Here is a 15,395-nt window from a genome sequence, read left to right on the forward strand (position 1 = left end):
AAGATCTAAGTAGGTAATAATCGCCGATGGAAAGATTTCCGTCTTCTAAAACGACTATTCATAAATTTAAAAATATTACATTGTATATGGGCAATTTAGGTATAGATGGCCTATGGCATAAGGGCGCGATCAATTGTGCTGAAGAGTGGAGAAGCTACCTTAGTGAATCCTGCGATGATCTCATTACAAAGCTAAGGCAAGCCCTAATGCAGGTTCCTAGAGTTATCAGCCGGGGAAAAAGAATCTTGTTTGATTATGGCGATGTAAAGATATCTACAGATGGAAAGGTCACTATACTAAAAGTAAAAGGTCAGAATGAGTTAGCAACAAAGCTTAAGAAATTAAAAGGTACTGCAAATATCTCCTCGGATTTCAAATATTCATACCTGCTTGGATGGCTTGCTTCAGATGCCTATATTGAGGATATTTATGTCAAAGTCGGCACTACGCAATCTTGGCAATTATCAAAATTAACTAAATTATTCAATCTAGTAAATATTAGAATAAAAGGCTTTAGCCTCACTAAAAAGGGACTGAAACCAATTGTAGAGATATACTGGCGCCTTGACACAAGCTGGTGGAGTGCCACAGTACGGGAAGCGGTATCAGCTCTAAATTCAAATCCACTAATACAAAGGGCTATTAGTGCTATAAACAGCAGGATAGATGTGAACAACTTTCTCTCTGATTGGAATAGAAGAGCTAGAAGATATGTTTCAGCCTCACTACTTAACAAAAGCGAAAGAGATTTCGGCGCCTTCATGTTGGGATTAATAGAAGGCGACGGCCACGTAAATGAAAAATACAGTTACGTCTCTATTACCATTGGCGATGAAAAATTAGCAATAATACTAGTAGCGCTTATGTGGAAATTCGGGTTCACCCCAAGAATATATAGACGTAGAAGATACTACTTGCTTAATATCTATAAACGACAACTTCGCAAACTCGTGACAATCATACCCCCAGAATTGCTTACAGATTCACCTAAAGCTGAAAAATTAGTAAAAATCGGAAGCTTTAAATGGAGCTTCTCTGTGAGAAAAACCAGCACTTCAATAAACGTGATTACATCGCCTAAAAACCAATTCCAAACTTATCTAACTATTGAAAAGCTAAAAGAAATAGGCCTAACAGAAAAAATACACTTTACATTTGCAGTGCCATCCCCCCACAAGAGCGGACGTGTTACTATAAAACACGAAGGATTAAGATACCTAGCATATCTAGCATACCGAAAAAATAACAAAAAAGCACAGAACTTATTAATATATTTAAAAGAACAAGCACATAAAACTTCTGCTTACCACGCCATAAACAAAATAATTGAAGAGGGACAGCGGTATTCATCAAGAGACCTACCCGAGGACATTACAGCCGAAGCGCTGATAGATGGGAATAAGTTGCGCATCAATATAAAGCCTCATAACCTCACCATCACGTTCAGAATAGAGAGAAAAAACACTATCGTTGGAGAGGCGCCAGCCAGAAAGGCAGTGGAAGAGAGGAAACACATCTTAGAAAAGCTACTAGGTAGAGACGTACCAATTAAGCAACATTCCTTTAAGCTAAGCGGCGGTGATTTCCGGAGGCTACTTGAATACAAACAACTCTTCGACACAATGTATAAGTGGTACATAAACACCCCTTTTTTCCACACATGAACACGGCTACGCCGAGCTCGAGTGGGGCATCCTCTCAGTCCTGGGGAAGGTAGGCGAGGACACGCCGGTGGCCACCACGGTACACGACGTGCAACTCGTTGACGACGAAATCCCCCACGAGTCCTTCGACCTTCCGGTAGACGTCGTGGCTACCCCAACCCGCGTTATACACACCAAGAGAGTAGACAAGAAGCCCCACGGAATCCTCTGGCAGTACGTCACAGACAAGATGCTCACAGAAATCCCACTGCTCGCCGAGCTAAAAGAAAAACTCGCAACAAGCCGCACATCCTGAGGCCGCCTCTACGCACGCCACAGCGCCAGACATCACGCCGCGCCCGCAGAGCCACACAAAAATATATTTAGCAACTCAGACAGAGACGTGGCCGTCACCATATCTCCCCCCGTGGCCGAGGTGCTGAAAAAAGCGGCAGGAGACAAAGACCTGGAGGAGTTTCTACTCACACTAGTGGCAGAGCGGCTCGACCCACCTGAGCGCATCGAGGCTTACCTCAAGCTTCATGAGAAGTTTTTGAGGGAGGCTGAGGAGCTGTATCAAAAGGGCGACTTGCTTCATGCTGGGGAGAAGTACTGGGGAGCCGTCGCCGCCCTCCTAAACGCAATAGCGGAGAAGCGGGGCTGGGAACACTACAGCCACCGGGACTACGCAGTCGCCATAAACCGGCTATACAGAGAGACAAGGAATAGGGAGTTGGTAGTGGGCTTCAGCCTGGCGGAGAGGCTCCACGCAAACTACTACCACAACTTCATGCAAAAAGAAGAATTTGAGCTACACAGAGAAGCCGTGTTGAGGCTTGTGGAGAAGCTGAAGAAATTCTTATAAAACGCCGCCGAGATCGACGGCGCGGTTAATTTTAAATATGGATACAAGAGATACCACATGTATATAGACTTGACGATGGAGCTGGGCCCCGACACGCCTGTCTTCCCCGGCTACCCCAAGCCTGCTTTCATCCAGTGGTCCAAGATAGACCTCCACGGCTACTACTCCCGCGTGATGTACACGCCAGAGCACTCAGCCACACACGTCGACTCCCCCGCCCACTTCGTGCCGGGGGCGAGGACTGTGGACCAGATACCCCCCGAGAAGTTCATCGGCACCTTCGTCGCACTCGACTTCTCCGACCTGCCCCCCAGAGGCCAGATAACGCTGAGGGCATTCGAGGCCAGGCTCCCCCGGGGCGCCGACCTCGGCCCCGGCGCCGTGGTCCTCCTCCGGACGGGATACGACGCCTACGCCGGGACAGACCGCTGGCTGGAGCACCCCGACATCTCGCCAGAGCTGGCTGAGCACCTAGCCAAGCTGGGCATAAACGCCGTGGGCACCGACGCCCCCTCCCCCGACCACGCCCCCTTCGAAATACACAAAATACTCCTCGCGAGGGAGGTTTTGATATACGAAAACCTCACAAACCTCGCCGCCGTCGTCGGCAAGAGAGGCCGCTTCTACGGCCTACCCCTCAAGCTGGCGCAGGGAAGCGGAGCCCCCGTGAGGGCAATCGCGGAGATAACGCCGGCTTAACCCGGGCGATTTAGAGGCCGCCCGCCTCTGCGGCCTGCGCGAGGACTCCAGCCGCGGTCAGCGGCGGCCGCCGCCTCCCCGTCTGCGCACTTACAGCCGCCAGGAGGCTCGCCGCGCGTCGCTCGCCCCGGGATTACCTATACATCGACGCCGCGCTCAGAGGCGCCGAGGAGGAAGAGATGTTGATCCAGAGACAGACCTCCAGCCCTTCTACTCGACACATCGCCAGCCCCCTCACAATTGCTAACCCACACTAGACAGGGCGTTTGGCCCCCTGGAATGGCTGCCGTACATCTCGCTAGCCGCCGCGCTACCCGCCATAATGCCCATCCCCCTGACGCGTTGCTCCACCACAAGGCAACGGCCGCATTATGTCAAACCTCGCCGCACTGACGCTCACTGCCGCAGTCTACACACCGACACCGCTAGTAAGAGAAGCCGCGGTAGCTTCAATGATACAAACACGGCGAGCTATTCGATGTCAAGGGCCCTCACATAATCGCCTACATACTGAGTTGCCTCCCAATCCAACAGTACTTAAAAAGTTAGCTTATGAGCGCATCTTTGATGATAATATCTACGGCGATTGTGACGTACAGACGTAGCTGGGCGCTCAAATATTCCCTAAATTCGCTCTCTATCCAAACAAGACAACCCGACGAAGTTATCATCATATTGAAGCCAAGTGGAGATGGTAGCGAGGAGGTGGTGAACGAATTTCGCGGTAAGTTGCCGATCAATCTTATCGTGCAAGAGAGTGGCGGCTTCGTAGATGCTGTTGACATGGCTATAAGGAATTCTAGGAGTGACGTGATTTTGTTTTTGGACGACGACGCGGTAGCGGAGGAGAGATGGGTAGAAAAGTATGAACATCTTTTTCGAGATCTGAAAAATGCCGGCGGGATCTCTGGTCTAACGTATCGCGCATATCTTTGTGGCGCGGAGCTTGTGAAGACGTCTGAACCCTTTTATCAAAATGAGCCAACAGCTGAAATTTTCTACAGAAAACCTCTAGAAGAATATATAGATTATTGTGGATGGATCTCGATATCTGGGTTTATGGGGTTGAAGAGATGTACCGGAGTAGTGGTGAAATCTACGTCGCTGGACGGCGTCAACATGGGCTTGAGGATCGATGCCGTTAGGGGCTGTCCTCTATCCCAACTATATAGAAGGAGCAAGAAAGGCATATGGAACGAGAAAATACTGGCATATTGTGCAAAGAAGAGGGGCTACGACACGTACATAGTCTCTGAGGTATCGACCGCGCCTGTCGCGTGGCATATCGTCCACGAGAATTCGTTGACGAGAGGCAGAGGTTTCTGGCATGAGTTTTGGCTACACTACGATAGAGTGGCTAACTTCTGGCGGCTTAAACGCCTCGGCGCGCGGGTCTCTTACGTCGCATATCTAATAGCCTTATTAGTAGCCTTAAGGAGGAGGAACCTGCCGCGTATCTTAGCGACTGTATACGGTCTGTCGGTAAGGATCTAGATGATCGCTTCGATAGCTGTATTAGGCAAGAACAGCAGATGGATCCTTAGATACAGCCTCAAGTCTATAAGGCGGGCGGTCGAGCAGGTAGATGGCGAGAAAGTAGAGATATTATACATCGACGGCGGATCTACCGACGGATCGCCGCAGTTGGTGAGGGAGTTGATGCCCGAAGCTCGGGTAATAGATGCCGCAGATACCAACATACCCGAGGCGAGGAACATTGCTGTGAGAGAGGCCGCTGGCGATTATGTCATCTTTTGGGACAGCGACGTCATCGCCCCTCCCTGCGCGTTAAGGGCGTTGCTGAGCCTGAAGGCGCCCATAGCGGCTCTCGCAAGGCGCGACGTGACGGTGTCCAGCGAGGCCGATATAGAGAAAGCGATAGCGGCCCTTCCAGACTGCAGAACAGAGCCTGCGAACCTCGCCGACTTCGCGGTCTTCAGCGTTAACCTATTCCGCAGAGACGTATTTCGCGAGGTGGGCCCCTTTGACGAGAGGATGACGCAGGCGGAAGACAGAGAGTTCGGCCTCAGAGCAACCTGCAGAGGGTACAGGACCTTGATAATCCCGACGCCTGCCTACGACATCAACAGGCCTAGGCTGAGCGAGGTGCCCGTAGGCACCCCCCTAAGACAGTATTTAAGGGGGATACACAAGAAAGCACTGGTGTATGCCTACACTGCGACGCCACGCCAGAAGATCAACACAGTGCTGTTCGCGGCGGTCCACCTAGCCGCCGTGTTGGGCTCGATCGCCACCCCCTTCGCCGCCCTAGCCGAGTTGGCGCCGTTGCTCTTCCAAGTCAGGAAGTACGGAGCAAGTAAGGGGTTGGAGATGTACGTGAAGGCGCTAGCCCTATACACCAGCATGGCGGCAGTATACCCGCTCAGGCTGGCCGACATATGCAGATGGCTCAAGCCTCCCAAGGCCCCATGTACGCGGTGGTAGGCCACCACTTCTGGGACAGACCCGGCGGAGGGGAGCTGGTAATGGCGTCGATCGCGGCGGGGCTAGAGGGCGACGGGTACACGCCCATACTCACCTCGTTGACTAAATTCGACAAGGGGAAGTACGTCGAGTGGTTCGGCATAGATCTGAGGAGGTATCCCGACGTCTCTCTTAACCTCAAGATGAAGGCGCTGGGCCTATACATGCGGCTCTTGGTGTGGATACCCATAAAGAAAGCCATAGAGAAGTACCGACCGGCGTTCGCCGTAATAGATATGCCGACCTATAAACCAATAGAGAGAAAAATTGCCATATTTGAATATATACACTTCCCTCTAGATCTAACCTTTAACCCGAGGTATCGGGATCTAGGCTTCTACTATACGCAAGATCCCTATACGGCGGAGAGATACGGCAGGTTTCCAATGAGTATATATGCAAAGGTATTCGAGAAACTATATAGAATATATGCCAGGGAAAATCCCTTCCGCTCAGCGCAGAAGGTGTTAACCAACTCGCGATGGACGGCCGACTTGGTGAGGAGAGCCTTCGGCGAAGAGCCGACGGTATTAAACCCGCCTCTCTCACCTACTATTAAGTTAGAAGAGAACCCTCCAGGTTATGAGGAAAGAGAACGTGCAGTAGCTATGTTGGGCCGCTACTCTCAAGAGAAGAGGTACCACTGGGTGGTAGAGAAGATAGCGCCGAGGCTGGCAAGGGAGGCGCCGGACGCCAAGGTAGTAATAATGGGCGACGCCTCGACGCCCACCAGCAGACGGTACTACGAGCAGCTCCTCTCACTGATAAGAAAAATGGACTTGAATAACGTCGTGTTGCTGAGAAGCCCATCCAGGCGGACGATAGAACAGACCCTCGCGAGATCCGTGGCCTTCCTGCACGCAACGATAAACGAGCACTGGGGCATAGCGGTGGCCGAGGCGATGGCCTACGGAACCCCCCCGATAGTCCATAGGTCAGGCGGGGCCTGGACAGATCTCGCGCAAGAAGGCAAATCGGGTCTAGGCTACGTCGGCGAGGATGAAGCAGTCGACGAGATAGCGGAGTTGCTGAGCAATCGCAAGAAGTGGACATACTATTCGCAGAAAGCCCTAGAAAGAGCCAGAGACTTGACCTTCCAAAACTTCGTCAAGAGGGTGCAGGAGATATGGTGACCTACCTCACAGGCTTCAACCCATACATATACCCCAGGCCATTCCTCTTCAAACGCTGTTGCGGCGCGAAGATATACCGACTAAGGACGTTCCTAGGACACTACAGAAACCCCCAGAGGCAGTTCCAGCCTCCGGCCACGCCCACCGCCAGCAAGACCGGCAGAAGATATAGAGGCGATCCCTTAAAAAGGGTATATCCATGTCAAAGGATAGACGGGACGACGCTCCTCGACGCCCTCGCCTACGAATACCTATACTACCCATACGTGAAAGAGCTGGCCAACGACGTGGTCATCACTCTAAACACAAGCGGCGTTCTTGCCGCTCGTTGGGCTGGCCGTCGTGTTGTGGTTGATTTGATGGATTTGTGGCACTGCGATAGGGAGGACGTGGCGTTTAACGCTGTGGATTTCGCCGCGTTCCGCCGCGCCGACTGCGTGATAGCGTGGTCTAGGGCAATACAGACTCTGCTTAAGAGCTACGGCCTTAAATGCGTCGAGTACCTCCCATTCGGGATAGACCTAGAGGTGTTCGACCCACTCAAGGCACCCAAAAACCTCATCTACGAAAAATACCCACAACTAGAAGGAAAAACAATAATTGGATACAGCGGCGGGATGTGGTACGTCGGAGGTATAGAGCGAATAGGTGTGGAAAAGATACTAAAGGCTTTTAAAGCTATAGAGAAGGACGAAAAGGATATAGTCCTCGTGATGCAGACACACCCATCTATTCAAAGAATAGCAAAGGAGCTTAATATCAAAAACTTCATATATATTCCAATGACAAAATTCAATGATATATATCGGTTATCATTATTGAGAAATATAGATATTAAAATTATTACATCAACGAAATTTTTACCAGTATATTTGGCCGAACGAAGCTCCATGTTTCAGTTTATGGCTAACGGCGGCGCTATTTTAGCTGAGGACACACCTGGCGTTAGAGCTGTACTAAAACATGAGTATAATGCATATATAGTGAGATTAAATGATATTGAAGATATGTCAAATAAATTAAAAATTTTGATAAAAAAGATAACATCAGAGAAAACATCGGCAAGAATGCAAGAAATGATATCGAGAATAAATATAGTTGGAGAATATTATAAAGATATGCAAATGAAATAATTACTAAGGTTCATAATACCTCACTTTAAGTATTTTATATCTTAAATCGGGTATTCGAAGTTGTTTTCCGCCTCAGCTAGGGGTGGGCAGGAGCGGTCTTTCTGGCTTAGTATTGCCTTTTCGGGGGCGGGCCACCTTATCCCCAGCGCCGGGTCGTCCCACTTGGCGCACCTATCCCGCTGGGGGTCGAACTCCTTAGTCACTAGGTAGAGGAAGAGAGTCTCCTCGAGGGCTTGGAACCCGTGGGCAAAGCCGGGCGGGATCCAAAGCGCTCTGCCCGGCGCCAGCTCCACAGCGACGTGCTTCCCAAACCAGGGAGAGCCCCTCCGGATGTCCACAGCCACGTCGTAGACGCGGCCCCTCACCACGGTGACCAGCTTACCCTGCTCAGAAGGCTTAAGCTGGTAGTGGAGACCCCTAACCACGTAGGGCCTTGAATATGATAGATTCACTTGGACAAAGTCGTAGGGGAGGCCCGCCGCGAGATATTCGCCGCGCTTCCACAGCTCCGCGAAGAACCCCCGCTCGTCCTCGAAAATCTTGTACTCGAAGAGGATCAAGTCCGGTATCTCCAGCCTCCTAGCCCCGGCCATCGGCATGCCGCCCCTCCTCCCACTCCTTTTTAAATATTGAGAGGGCGTACCTAATATCGTTTACAGGCACGCCGAGTGTAGAAACGGCTAGGGAGCTGTCTAGGCTGGAGTCTCTCGGCCGAGGCGCCTTGAAGGAGAGATCGGCCGCCTTAATCGGCTTGACAAGCTCCTTGGAGAAGCCGAAGGCCTCGGCAATTGCCAAGGCGAACTCGTACCGGCTAAGCCTAGGGCCGGCCGCGTGGAGGATTCCCGATATGCTCTTTTCCAGCACCTTCGCAACAACCTCGGCAATTAGGGTATTTAGAGTCGGAGAGCCCCACTGGTCGACCACAGCCCTCACCTCTTCGCCCCGGGACAGCTTCTCCACCACCGTCCTGCCGAAGTTCTGCCTGCCGGGGCCAAAGCCGTATATCCAAGCCACCCTCACCACGGCGCCTCCAGCCGCCAGCGCCGCCTCCTCCCCGAGGAGCTTGGTGAGGCCGTAGTAGTTCACTGGCCGCGGCGGATCCTCCTCTCTATACGACCCGCGGTCGCCGGGAAAGACGTAGTCTGTCGAGAGGTAGACAAGCGCCGCGCCTCTCTTCGAGCACCACCTGGCGATCTCCCTAGTCGTAACTGCGTTTACCCTATAGCAGAGGGCCGGCTCCACCTCGCACCTATCCACGTCGCCCAGCGCCGCCGCGTGGACAACGGCGTCCGGCGAGAAGCGCTCCAAAACCCCCACGGGGTCTTTTGCAAGATCCCACTGCACAGCCCCCTCCACCGGGTGCTGGTTGTAGATCCCGAGGACCTCCCACCCCTCCCGCCTGAGCCTCTCCAGTATTTTAAAGCCCGGCGAGGAGCTGGCGCCGGTAACCAGGATCATCTCCCCAAGACCTTCTTGTACCACTTAACAGTCCACCAGCGCTCCTCCGGCTTTAGGTGGCCTAGGAGGAGCTCGTGGTAGACCTGCCTAACCCCCTCCGGCACTCTGTAGAGCGGCTCCCAGCCAAGCGACTTGATCTTGGCGAAGGACACGGCGTAGCTCCTCCTATCCACCTCACCTCTGAAGACCACCTCGCCCCCAGCCACCTCCCGAACAGCCTTGGCTATGTCGACTATGCGGAAGTTCTGGTCGTCAGAGCCGACGTTGAATACCTGCCCCGAAACCGCGTCGGGAGGCTGCTCCAGCACGAAGGCCACGGACCTCGCCACGTCTACCACGTGGACGAGAGGCCTCATCTGCATGCCGTCTCCCTCCACGTAGATCTTGCCCTCTGTGTAGGCGGTCAGCGTCATGGCGTTGACCACAAGGTCGAAGCGCATGCGCCTAGAGGGGCCGTAGACAGTGGCGAAGCGCAGAGCCACAGGGGCGAACTCTCTAGAGGCCAGGGGGAGCACCTCTCTCTCGGCCAGTAGATTTGCCTTGGCGTATGTGGTGAGGGGGTTCGGCTCGGTGTTTTCGTCGGCCACGCCGGCCTGCCTCCCGTAGACGCTACAGCTGGAGGCTAAGACGAAGCGAGAGACGCCGTGTTTCTTGGCAAGTGCCGCGTCTCTAGCCCGCGCCTTGTAGTTTATGGAGAGGGTCAGCTCGGGGTCGAGCTCCCCCGCCGGGTCGTTAGATATGGCGGCTAGATCCACGACGGCGTCCACCCCCTGGAAGACGGAGCCGTCCACCTCCCTTACGTCCTTCTTCACAAGCTCGAAGCCGGGGTGCCCCGCGAGATGGCTGATTACGTCTTCGCCGAAGATCAGCCAATCTACGCAACGCACTTTATACCCCCTAGATAGTAGTAGCGGCGTCAGTGTGGTGCCGATGTAGCCCCCGCAACCAGTCACCAACACCCGCATAACGCAGGCGACAGCCCTCTTTTAAAGCTCTACCACCGAGTAGTCCGAGATGTGGAGCCTCACGTAGCGTCTCGCGTTTGAGGCCACCCGGGCGTAGCGCCCCACCAGCGACTCCTCCAGCCGCTCAACCCCCTCCACCACGGCGCCCTCCATCAAGACGCTGTACTCCACAGCGCTGTTCCTAACCACGGCGCCGTCCCCCACGCTTGTGTACGGCCCGATGAAGGAGCCCTCGATAACGGCGCCCCTCCCGACGACGGCGGGGCCCCGGACCACGCTGTTCCTAACGACGGCCCCCTCCTCAACGACGACCCGCCCCTCGATTTTACTGTCCTCGACCCGGCCCCTGACCTCCCTCCTGGCGTACTCGTCCAGTAGGAGGGCGTTTGCGGCGAGGACGTCGTCTTTCTTACCCACGTCAAGCCACCAGCCGTCGTGCACTGCGTACTCCACCCGACGGCCGTCCTTAAGCATCAGGTCCAGGACGTCTGTGATCTCGTACTCGCCGCGCCAAGACGGCTTGAGCCGCTTGATGTAGTCGAAGATCGCCGGCGTAAAGAAATATACGCCGACGAGGGCGTATCTAGACGGCGGCTGCCTGGGCTTCTCAACAAAGCCCGACAGCCTCCCCCCGTCGAACACCGCCACGCCGAAGCGCGTCGGATCCTCCACCTCCTTAAGCAAAACCATCGCGTCTGCCTTAGCGTCGAGGAAGCGCTTGGCGTACTGCGCTACCCCGCCTTGGAGGAGGTTGTCGCCCAAATATACAAGGAATGGGCCGTCTACAAAGCCTTCAGCCAGCGACACGGCGTGGGCAAGGCCGAGAGGCCTCTCCTGCACTAGATACTCCACCGACACGCCGAAGCGGGAGCCATCCCCCACATACTCCACAATCTGCTCCCGGTTGTGGGAACCCACCACGATGAAGACCTCCCTAACGCCGACCTCGGCGATTTGCGAAAGAACCCAACCAAGCACCGGCCTATTCGCAAGAGGCACGAGGTGCTTGGTAAAAGAAAGCGACGTCGGCCTAAGGCGAGTGGCGTAGCCACCTGCTAGGACTATTGCGTACACCTGATAATGGCGTTTCGGCATGTTTTCACTTTAACGCCTTTGCTTTCTCGTATATCTTATCCGTATTCCAGTACTGCCAATTGCCCCAGCGGCCGAACGTAGCTATCCCTATATTCGCTAGGTATTGTTCAATCGTCGCGACATCCCTGCCGTGAGAGAGGGTGTAGATGGGGTAGCCGTACCTATGGAACCAAGCCTCTACAACCTCCACTGCTCCCTCCTCAACTACGCCGAGATCGGAAAGGCCCCTTAAGACGTCTGCCTTAACCCCCTCCAGATCCACCGATGTGTTGGGAGGCACAGTAACCTCTGCTATCAGAGCCGAACGGCCAGGCGGGACATCCTCCCCGTAGTTCGAGATCCAGGCATAGCGGTGGAAGACGTGGCGCCTATCCGGCACATACACCCAGTGGTGGGGAGGAGCCGCCTGCCTAAGCCCGATCCCCACCACGACGACCGAGTTGTAGTCCAGCCTAGACGCAGCCTCCAACACCTCAGAGGGAGGCTCCGGCACAAGCATGTGGACAAAGTCCCTCAGAGGGAGCGTATTGACGATCCTATCCGCCCTAAGCCACCCGTTCACGACAAACTCAGACCCAGCCCTCCTCACCTCCCTAACCTCCTCCTTCACGAACCTCACGCCCAGAGAAGCCGCCTTCTCGTACGTGGCACGCCACTGGCTGTATATCCCGCCCCTCTTCGGGTAGTAGAAAGTAGACTGCTCGGCGTAACCCACAGTGGGGAGCCCCGCCACGGCCTTAACGATGTCCTCAAGCGAAGGCAGTGGGAGGCGGCCAGGTATGTAGACCCAATCGGCCGACATCTCGTCGAGAGGCCTCTTCCATATCTTCTCATTGTAGGGAATCAGGTAATCCCTAGCAACCTCTTCCCCGAACGTGCCGAGGATCCACTGGAGGAAATTCGCCGGCCTCTCGCCCCTGTTGTTCATGAAGGCCCTTATGAGGGAGATGCCGTACCTCGCCCTACTCTCAGGCGGCAGTACGTACATCCCGTTCTCAAAGGGATAAGGCACAAAGAAGCCGTCCAGGAGGACGTAGGCAGACCTACTGCGGAAAACCCATTCACCCCCCATGGAGATAATAGTCTCAACAACCTCACGCCTCGTGCTAAAAACCACATGGCTACCACCCGCATCGAAAAGATAGGGACCTAGCCTAGCCGATGTAAGAAGGCCGCCGTCGAAAGCCCTGTCAACGCAGATAACATCGGCGGCAGGGTAGAGAGATCTCAGACGAATAGAAGAAACAAGACCCGACCACCCACAACCTAGTATAGCGATTCGCGTCATACCCCCAATCTTTTTACCAGCATACCCACGTCCTTTATGAATAGTTCCGGCTCCTCAACAATATAGCGACGGAAGTCCTCGAACACCTTTATATGGGCATCATAATTCTCAACGAAGTCAATTACTCTGTCGACTAGCTCCTTGTAGCTAACTTTATTGCAGATATCATAACAATCTATCTTATACTTGTGCGGAACCGGATAGTCCTCATAATAATACAGCCCCCCGTGGTTATTCACTAGAGGCACATTCCACATGGCAACAGCCTCGCGGGGCGGTCTATCTCTGCCCGGATGCCAACCTATATCAATGAATACCTTAGTCCTCGACAATATATCCACCATCTTTTCCTTACCTACGTTAAACAGCTCATACACCTTGAATCTGTCTCTCAGTAGCTTAGCCAACTTATATCCTACGGTGTTTGACTTCCGCCTATTCCATGCCACCGCATTTTCCTTCTTAGCTGGCAAATTAGCATCCAACGCAGATTTAATGAATTCTTCTTCCAAAGGCTCATGTAATAATATAATATTCTCCCAGGGAACTCCGTATCTTCTTAGAAACTCTACAACATATCTTGACTGAGCCAAATAAAGATCAACATCACCAGGCAATTTGACTAATCTATTCTCTACTAAATTTTTAACTATTGATGAAACTATTTCAGGATAATGATAACGTAAAATTGATCGATCTTTCAGTAATTCAAGCATATCCCGCCACAGTAGTCGCGCCTTACGGCTGTACAACTGCAGTCGCCCTTTCCAGTTCTTAAGATAAGAGCCGGCTAGAACGTAGTGATCAACTGATAAAAAATAAACAACCTTTCTCGCATTATTAAATTGATTCAAGATAGATGGCACAGACTCCGGGACTACAATAATATTAGTTTTATCATCATTTACATTATTGTGCAAAGTCCACTTACATTTGTATCTTTTATAATTTGGATGAACCGGATCACCATCCGTAATGCCATAAAAAGCGATCCATGCATCTACATGATAATATTCATTAAGTACACGACATAGATCAAAAAGCGCCGTTGGACCTCCGGTGTACACATTCGCCGGCGCGTATATGTAGATGCACATTTTATTTCCATAATAAATTCTTTATAAGCTTTTCTGATTCAATTCTAATCCAATTACTGAAAATATGATAGTTCCCCAATAAAATATTAAAATTATTAATAATAGATTATGATTTAATTTAATTCTCTATAATATTCTTTAATATAGAGCGCATCTTAGCCAGGTATCCCCTTTTCAGAGATCGAAGATGATTCGTCAAAGGCCCGCTGTAGTAAATCTCAACGAAGCCGTCGGCGTCTGCAACAGCGGCATTTACGGGAAGTACCTTATGCCCTTTTTCTGCGTTTAACTCGATATTTTTAAGCATAGCTTCGAAATTCGCCGGGACAGGCTCCACAGCCACGACAGCCGCTCCCCTCTTAGCATAATACAAAGCCATATCGCCAACATAGGCGCCGATGTCGAAGACAAGCCACCCGCTTAGATCGAAGCCCAGGAAGTGGATATCGTAGAGCCAAGTCTCGGCAATGGTGAATTGGTCAATGTACTTTAGCTTAACACCGTCAGGCATTATGAATAGGATGTCGCCATCACCATCAATAAAAACCCTAACAACACCATAAAGATAAGCCACGACCCCACCACCTACACAATCAACGCGCGTTATCAAACCAATGCGATAAGCATAAACGAGCCATGAATATGCCGATGGGTTGAGCCTAGCCTTAACTCCGCACCGAAAGACGACATCCCAATCCATCTTAACAACGACACGAAATCGAAGGAGCCTACCGAGGAGCGAGAGTAGCGGTAAAAGCGATGGGTAGTAGGTAAGCACAAGGTAAGGCCTAACCCACACCAACAGCCTCGCCAGCTTAAGGCCATGGTAAAGGGAGGACGCCAAACCGCTCAGTACGTTGTAGACATAAAGCGGTATTGAACCACGCCTGGCAGAGGAAGTCTGCCGGGAGTGTACACCCAGTCTGCGGATATCTGGTCTACAGGTCTTTTCCAGATCTTCTCGTTGTAGGGGATTAGGTAGTCCTCGGCTACTTCCCTCCCGAAGGTATTTACTATCCAATCCCTTAGGCTTGCCGGCTTCCTCTCGCCATGTCTTGCGTTTTCAAGTAATGCTAATATTATGGAGTGGCCGTAGCGGGCTCTCTGTTCGGGGGGCAGGACATATATCCCGTTTTCGAAGGGATACGGCAGCAGGTAGCCGTTTAGCGAGATGTATGCCTTCCCAGCCTTCCGAGTCCGCTCGCCGACCAATGAAAGTATGCCGTTGAGGACGGCGGGATCTTTGCTAAAGACGACGTGCGAGCCGCCTATGTCGAAGAGATAGCCCTTAATAGAGATGCTCCTCAAGAGACCTCCGGGCTCTACGTCTATACATACCACATCTGCCGCGGGGTGTAGACCTTTTGTCCTCAATGATGCCAGAACTCCAGCCCAGCCGCATCCAAGAACAGCTACGCGAGACATAATACCGCAACATATTATACTTTATTAAAACACATTCCCATCTCCATAACGCTCCCATTCTCCCAGAATTATAAGATCGTGATGTACTCCATTATGTTTCTGCTAAGACC

15 protein-coding genes and 1 pseudogene are annotated in these 15,395 nt (G+C 52.3%); 8 read left to right on the forward strand and 8 right to left on the reverse strand.

All coding sequences use genetic code 11. The features are described from left to right. The first annotated feature begins 86 nt into the window (after positions 1 to 86). The 8 genes and pseudogenes from P186_RS09115 to P186_RS09150 all read left to right on the forward strand — a co-directional run bounded on the left by P186_RS09115 (position 87) and on the right by P186_RS09150 (position 7,957). A complete protein-coding gene (locus P186_RS09115) occupies positions 87 to 1,664 on the forward strand; it encodes an LAGLIDADG family homing endonuclease (protein WP_158307140.1) in 1,578 nt (525 codons plus the stop codon). A gap of 1 nt (position 1,665) precedes the next feature. Continuing rightward, a pseudogene (locus P186_RS09120) lies at positions 1,666 to 1,959 on the forward strand (5-formyltetrahydrofolate cyclo-ligase); the annotation flags it as partial. Between the two features lie 87 nt (positions 1,960 to 2,046). After that, the gene (locus tag P186_RS09125; protein ID WP_014289177.1) at positions 2,047 to 2,508 is read left to right on the forward strand and encodes a PaREP1 family protein; all 462 of its coding nucleotides are present in this window, start codon (positions 2,047 to 2,049) and stop codon (positions 2,506 to 2,508) included. A 57-nt stretch (positions 2,509 to 2,565) separates the two neighbouring features. Continuing rightward, complete coding sequence (locus P186_RS09130) at positions 2,566 to 3,207, forward strand: cyclase family protein (RefSeq protein WP_014289178.1); 642 nt, start codon at positions 2,566 to 2,568, stop codon at positions 3,205 to 3,207. A gap of 567 nt (positions 3,208 to 3,774) precedes the next feature. Continuing rightward, on the forward strand, positions 3,775 to 4,701 hold the full coding sequence (locus P186_RS09135; protein ID WP_014289179.1) for a glycosyltransferase family A protein: 927 nt from the start codon (positions 3,775 to 3,777) through the stop codon (positions 4,699 to 4,701). Beyond that, positions 4,702 to 5,652, forward strand: coding sequence for a glycosyltransferase family 2 protein (locus P186_RS09140; protein ID WP_014289180.1), 951 nt, complete (start codon positions 4,702 to 4,704; stop codon positions 5,650 to 5,652). After that, on the forward strand, positions 5,637 to 6,824 hold the full coding sequence (locus tag P186_RS09145; protein WP_014289181.1) for a glycosyltransferase family 4 protein: 1,188 nt from the start codon (positions 5,637 to 5,639) through the stop codon (positions 6,822 to 6,824). The genes P186_RS09140 and P186_RS09145 overlap by 16 nt, the downstream gene beginning before the upstream one ends. Continuing rightward, a complete protein-coding gene (locus P186_RS09150; RefSeq protein ID WP_014289182.1) occupies positions 6,818 to 7,957 on the forward strand; it encodes a glycosyltransferase in 1,140 nt (379 codons plus the stop codon). The genes P186_RS09145 and P186_RS09150 overlap by 7 nt, the downstream gene beginning before the upstream one ends. Positions 7,958 to 7,998: 41 nt before the next feature. Here the strand turns inward: P186_RS09150 and rfbC are convergent, their stop codons facing one another. From rfbC to P186_RS14075, 8 genes are all read right to left on the reverse strand, one after another. After that, a complete protein-coding gene (rfbC, locus tag P186_RS09155) occupies positions 7,999 to 8,550 on the reverse strand; it encodes a dTDP-4-dehydrorhamnose 3,5-epimerase (RefSeq protein ID WP_014289183.1) in 552 nt (183 codons plus the stop codon). Further along, on the reverse strand, positions 8,537 to 9,415 hold the full coding sequence (gene rfbD / locus P186_RS09160) for a dTDP-4-dehydrorhamnose reductase (RefSeq protein WP_014289184.1): 879 nt from the start codon (positions 9,413 to 9,415) through the stop codon (positions 8,537 to 8,539). Before rfbD ends, rfbC begins: the two co-directional genes overlap by 14 nt. Then, a complete protein-coding gene (locus tag P186_RS09165) occupies positions 9,412 to 10,380 on the reverse strand; it encodes an NAD-dependent epimerase/dehydratase family protein (RefSeq protein ID WP_014289185.1) in 969 nt (322 codons plus the stop codon). The genes rfbD and P186_RS09165 overlap by 4 nt, the downstream gene beginning before the upstream one ends. A gap of 21 nt (positions 10,381 to 10,401) precedes the next feature. Then, positions 10,402 to 11,454: a glucose-1-phosphate thymidylyltransferase gene (locus P186_RS09170; protein ID WP_014289186.1), complete on the reverse strand. Its 1,053-nt coding sequence runs from the start codon at positions 11,452 to 11,454 to the stop codon at positions 10,402 to 10,404. Between the two features lie 25 nt (positions 11,455 to 11,479). Then, on the reverse strand, positions 11,480 to 12,763 hold the full coding sequence (locus P186_RS09175) for a protoporphyrinogen/coproporphyrinogen oxidase (RefSeq protein WP_148682918.1): 1,284 nt from the start codon (positions 12,761 to 12,763) through the stop codon (positions 11,480 to 11,482). Beyond that, positions 12,760 to 13,860 carry a hypothetical protein gene (locus tag P186_RS09180; protein WP_148682919.1) on the reverse strand — a complete coding sequence of 367 codons (1,101 nt, stop codon included), beginning with the start codon at positions 13,858 to 13,860 and terminating at the stop codon, positions 12,760 to 12,762. Before P186_RS09180 ends, P186_RS09175 begins: the two co-directional genes overlap by 4 nt. Positions 13,861 to 13,978: 118 nt before the next feature. After that, positions 13,979 to 14,659, reverse strand: a complete 681-nt coding sequence (locus P186_RS09185; RefSeq protein ID WP_193383979.1) for an FkbM family methyltransferase — start codon at positions 14,657 to 14,659, stop codon at positions 13,979 to 13,981. A gap of 50 nt (positions 14,660 to 14,709) precedes the next feature. Next, positions 14,710 to 15,285 carry a hypothetical protein gene (locus tag P186_RS14075; RefSeq protein WP_193383980.1) on the reverse strand — a complete coding sequence of 192 codons (576 nt, stop codon included), beginning with the start codon at positions 15,283 to 15,285 and terminating at the stop codon, positions 14,710 to 14,712. Positions 15,286 to 15,395 lie beyond the last annotated feature (110 nt).

The sequence above is a fragment of the Pyrobaculum ferrireducens genome (assembly GCF_000234805.1).
Classification (GTDB): Archaea; Thermoproteota; Thermoprotei; order Thermoproteales; family Thermoproteaceae; genus Pyrobaculum; species Pyrobaculum ferrireducens.

Bases quoted from the DNA above. Each gene is read 5' to 3' on its own strand.
- P186_RS09130 (WP_014289178.1), top strand. From the start codon at position 2,566: ATGTATATAGACTTGACGATGGAGCTGGGCCCCGACACGCCTGTCTTC.
- P186_RS14075 (WP_193383980.1), bottom strand. From the start codon at position 15,285: ATGTCTCGCGTAGCTGTTCTTGGATGCGGCTGGGCTGGAGTTCTGGCA.
- P186_RS09135 (WP_014289179.1), top strand. From the start codon at position 3,775: ATGATAATATCTACGGCGATTGTGACGTACAGACGTAGCTGGGCGCTC.
- P186_RS09115 (WP_158307140.1), top strand. From the start codon at position 87: ATGGGCAATTTAGGTATAGATGGCCTATGGCATAAGGGCGCGATCAAT.
- rfbD (WP_014289184.1), bottom strand. From the start codon at position 9,415: ATGATCCTGGTTACCGGCGCCAGCTCCTCGCCGGGCTTTAAAATACTG.
- P186_RS09175 (WP_148682918.1), bottom strand. From the start codon at position 12,763: ATGACGCGAATCGCTATACTAGGTTGTGGGTGGTCGGGTCTTGTTTCT.
- P186_RS09150 (WP_014289182.1), top strand. From the start codon at position 6,818: ATGGTGACCTACCTCACAGGCTTCAACCCATACATATACCCCAGGCCA.
- P186_RS09145 (WP_014289181.1), top strand. From the start codon at position 5,637: ATGTACGCGGTGGTAGGCCACCACTTCTGGGACAGACCCGGCGGAGGG.
- P186_RS09140 (WP_014289180.1), top strand. From the start codon at position 4,702: ATGATCGCTTCGATAGCTGTATTAGGCAAGAACAGCAGATGGATCCTT.
- P186_RS09180 (WP_148682919.1), bottom strand. From the start codon at position 13,860: ATGTGCATCTACATATACGCGCCGGCGAATGTGTACACCGGAGGTCCA.
- P186_RS09165 (WP_014289185.1), bottom strand. From the start codon at position 10,380: ATGCGGGTGTTGGTGACTGGTTGCGGGGGCTACATCGGCACCACACTG.
- rfbC (WP_014289183.1), bottom strand. From the start codon at position 8,550: ATGGCCGGGGCTAGGAGGCTGGAGATACCGGACTTGATCCTCTTCGAG.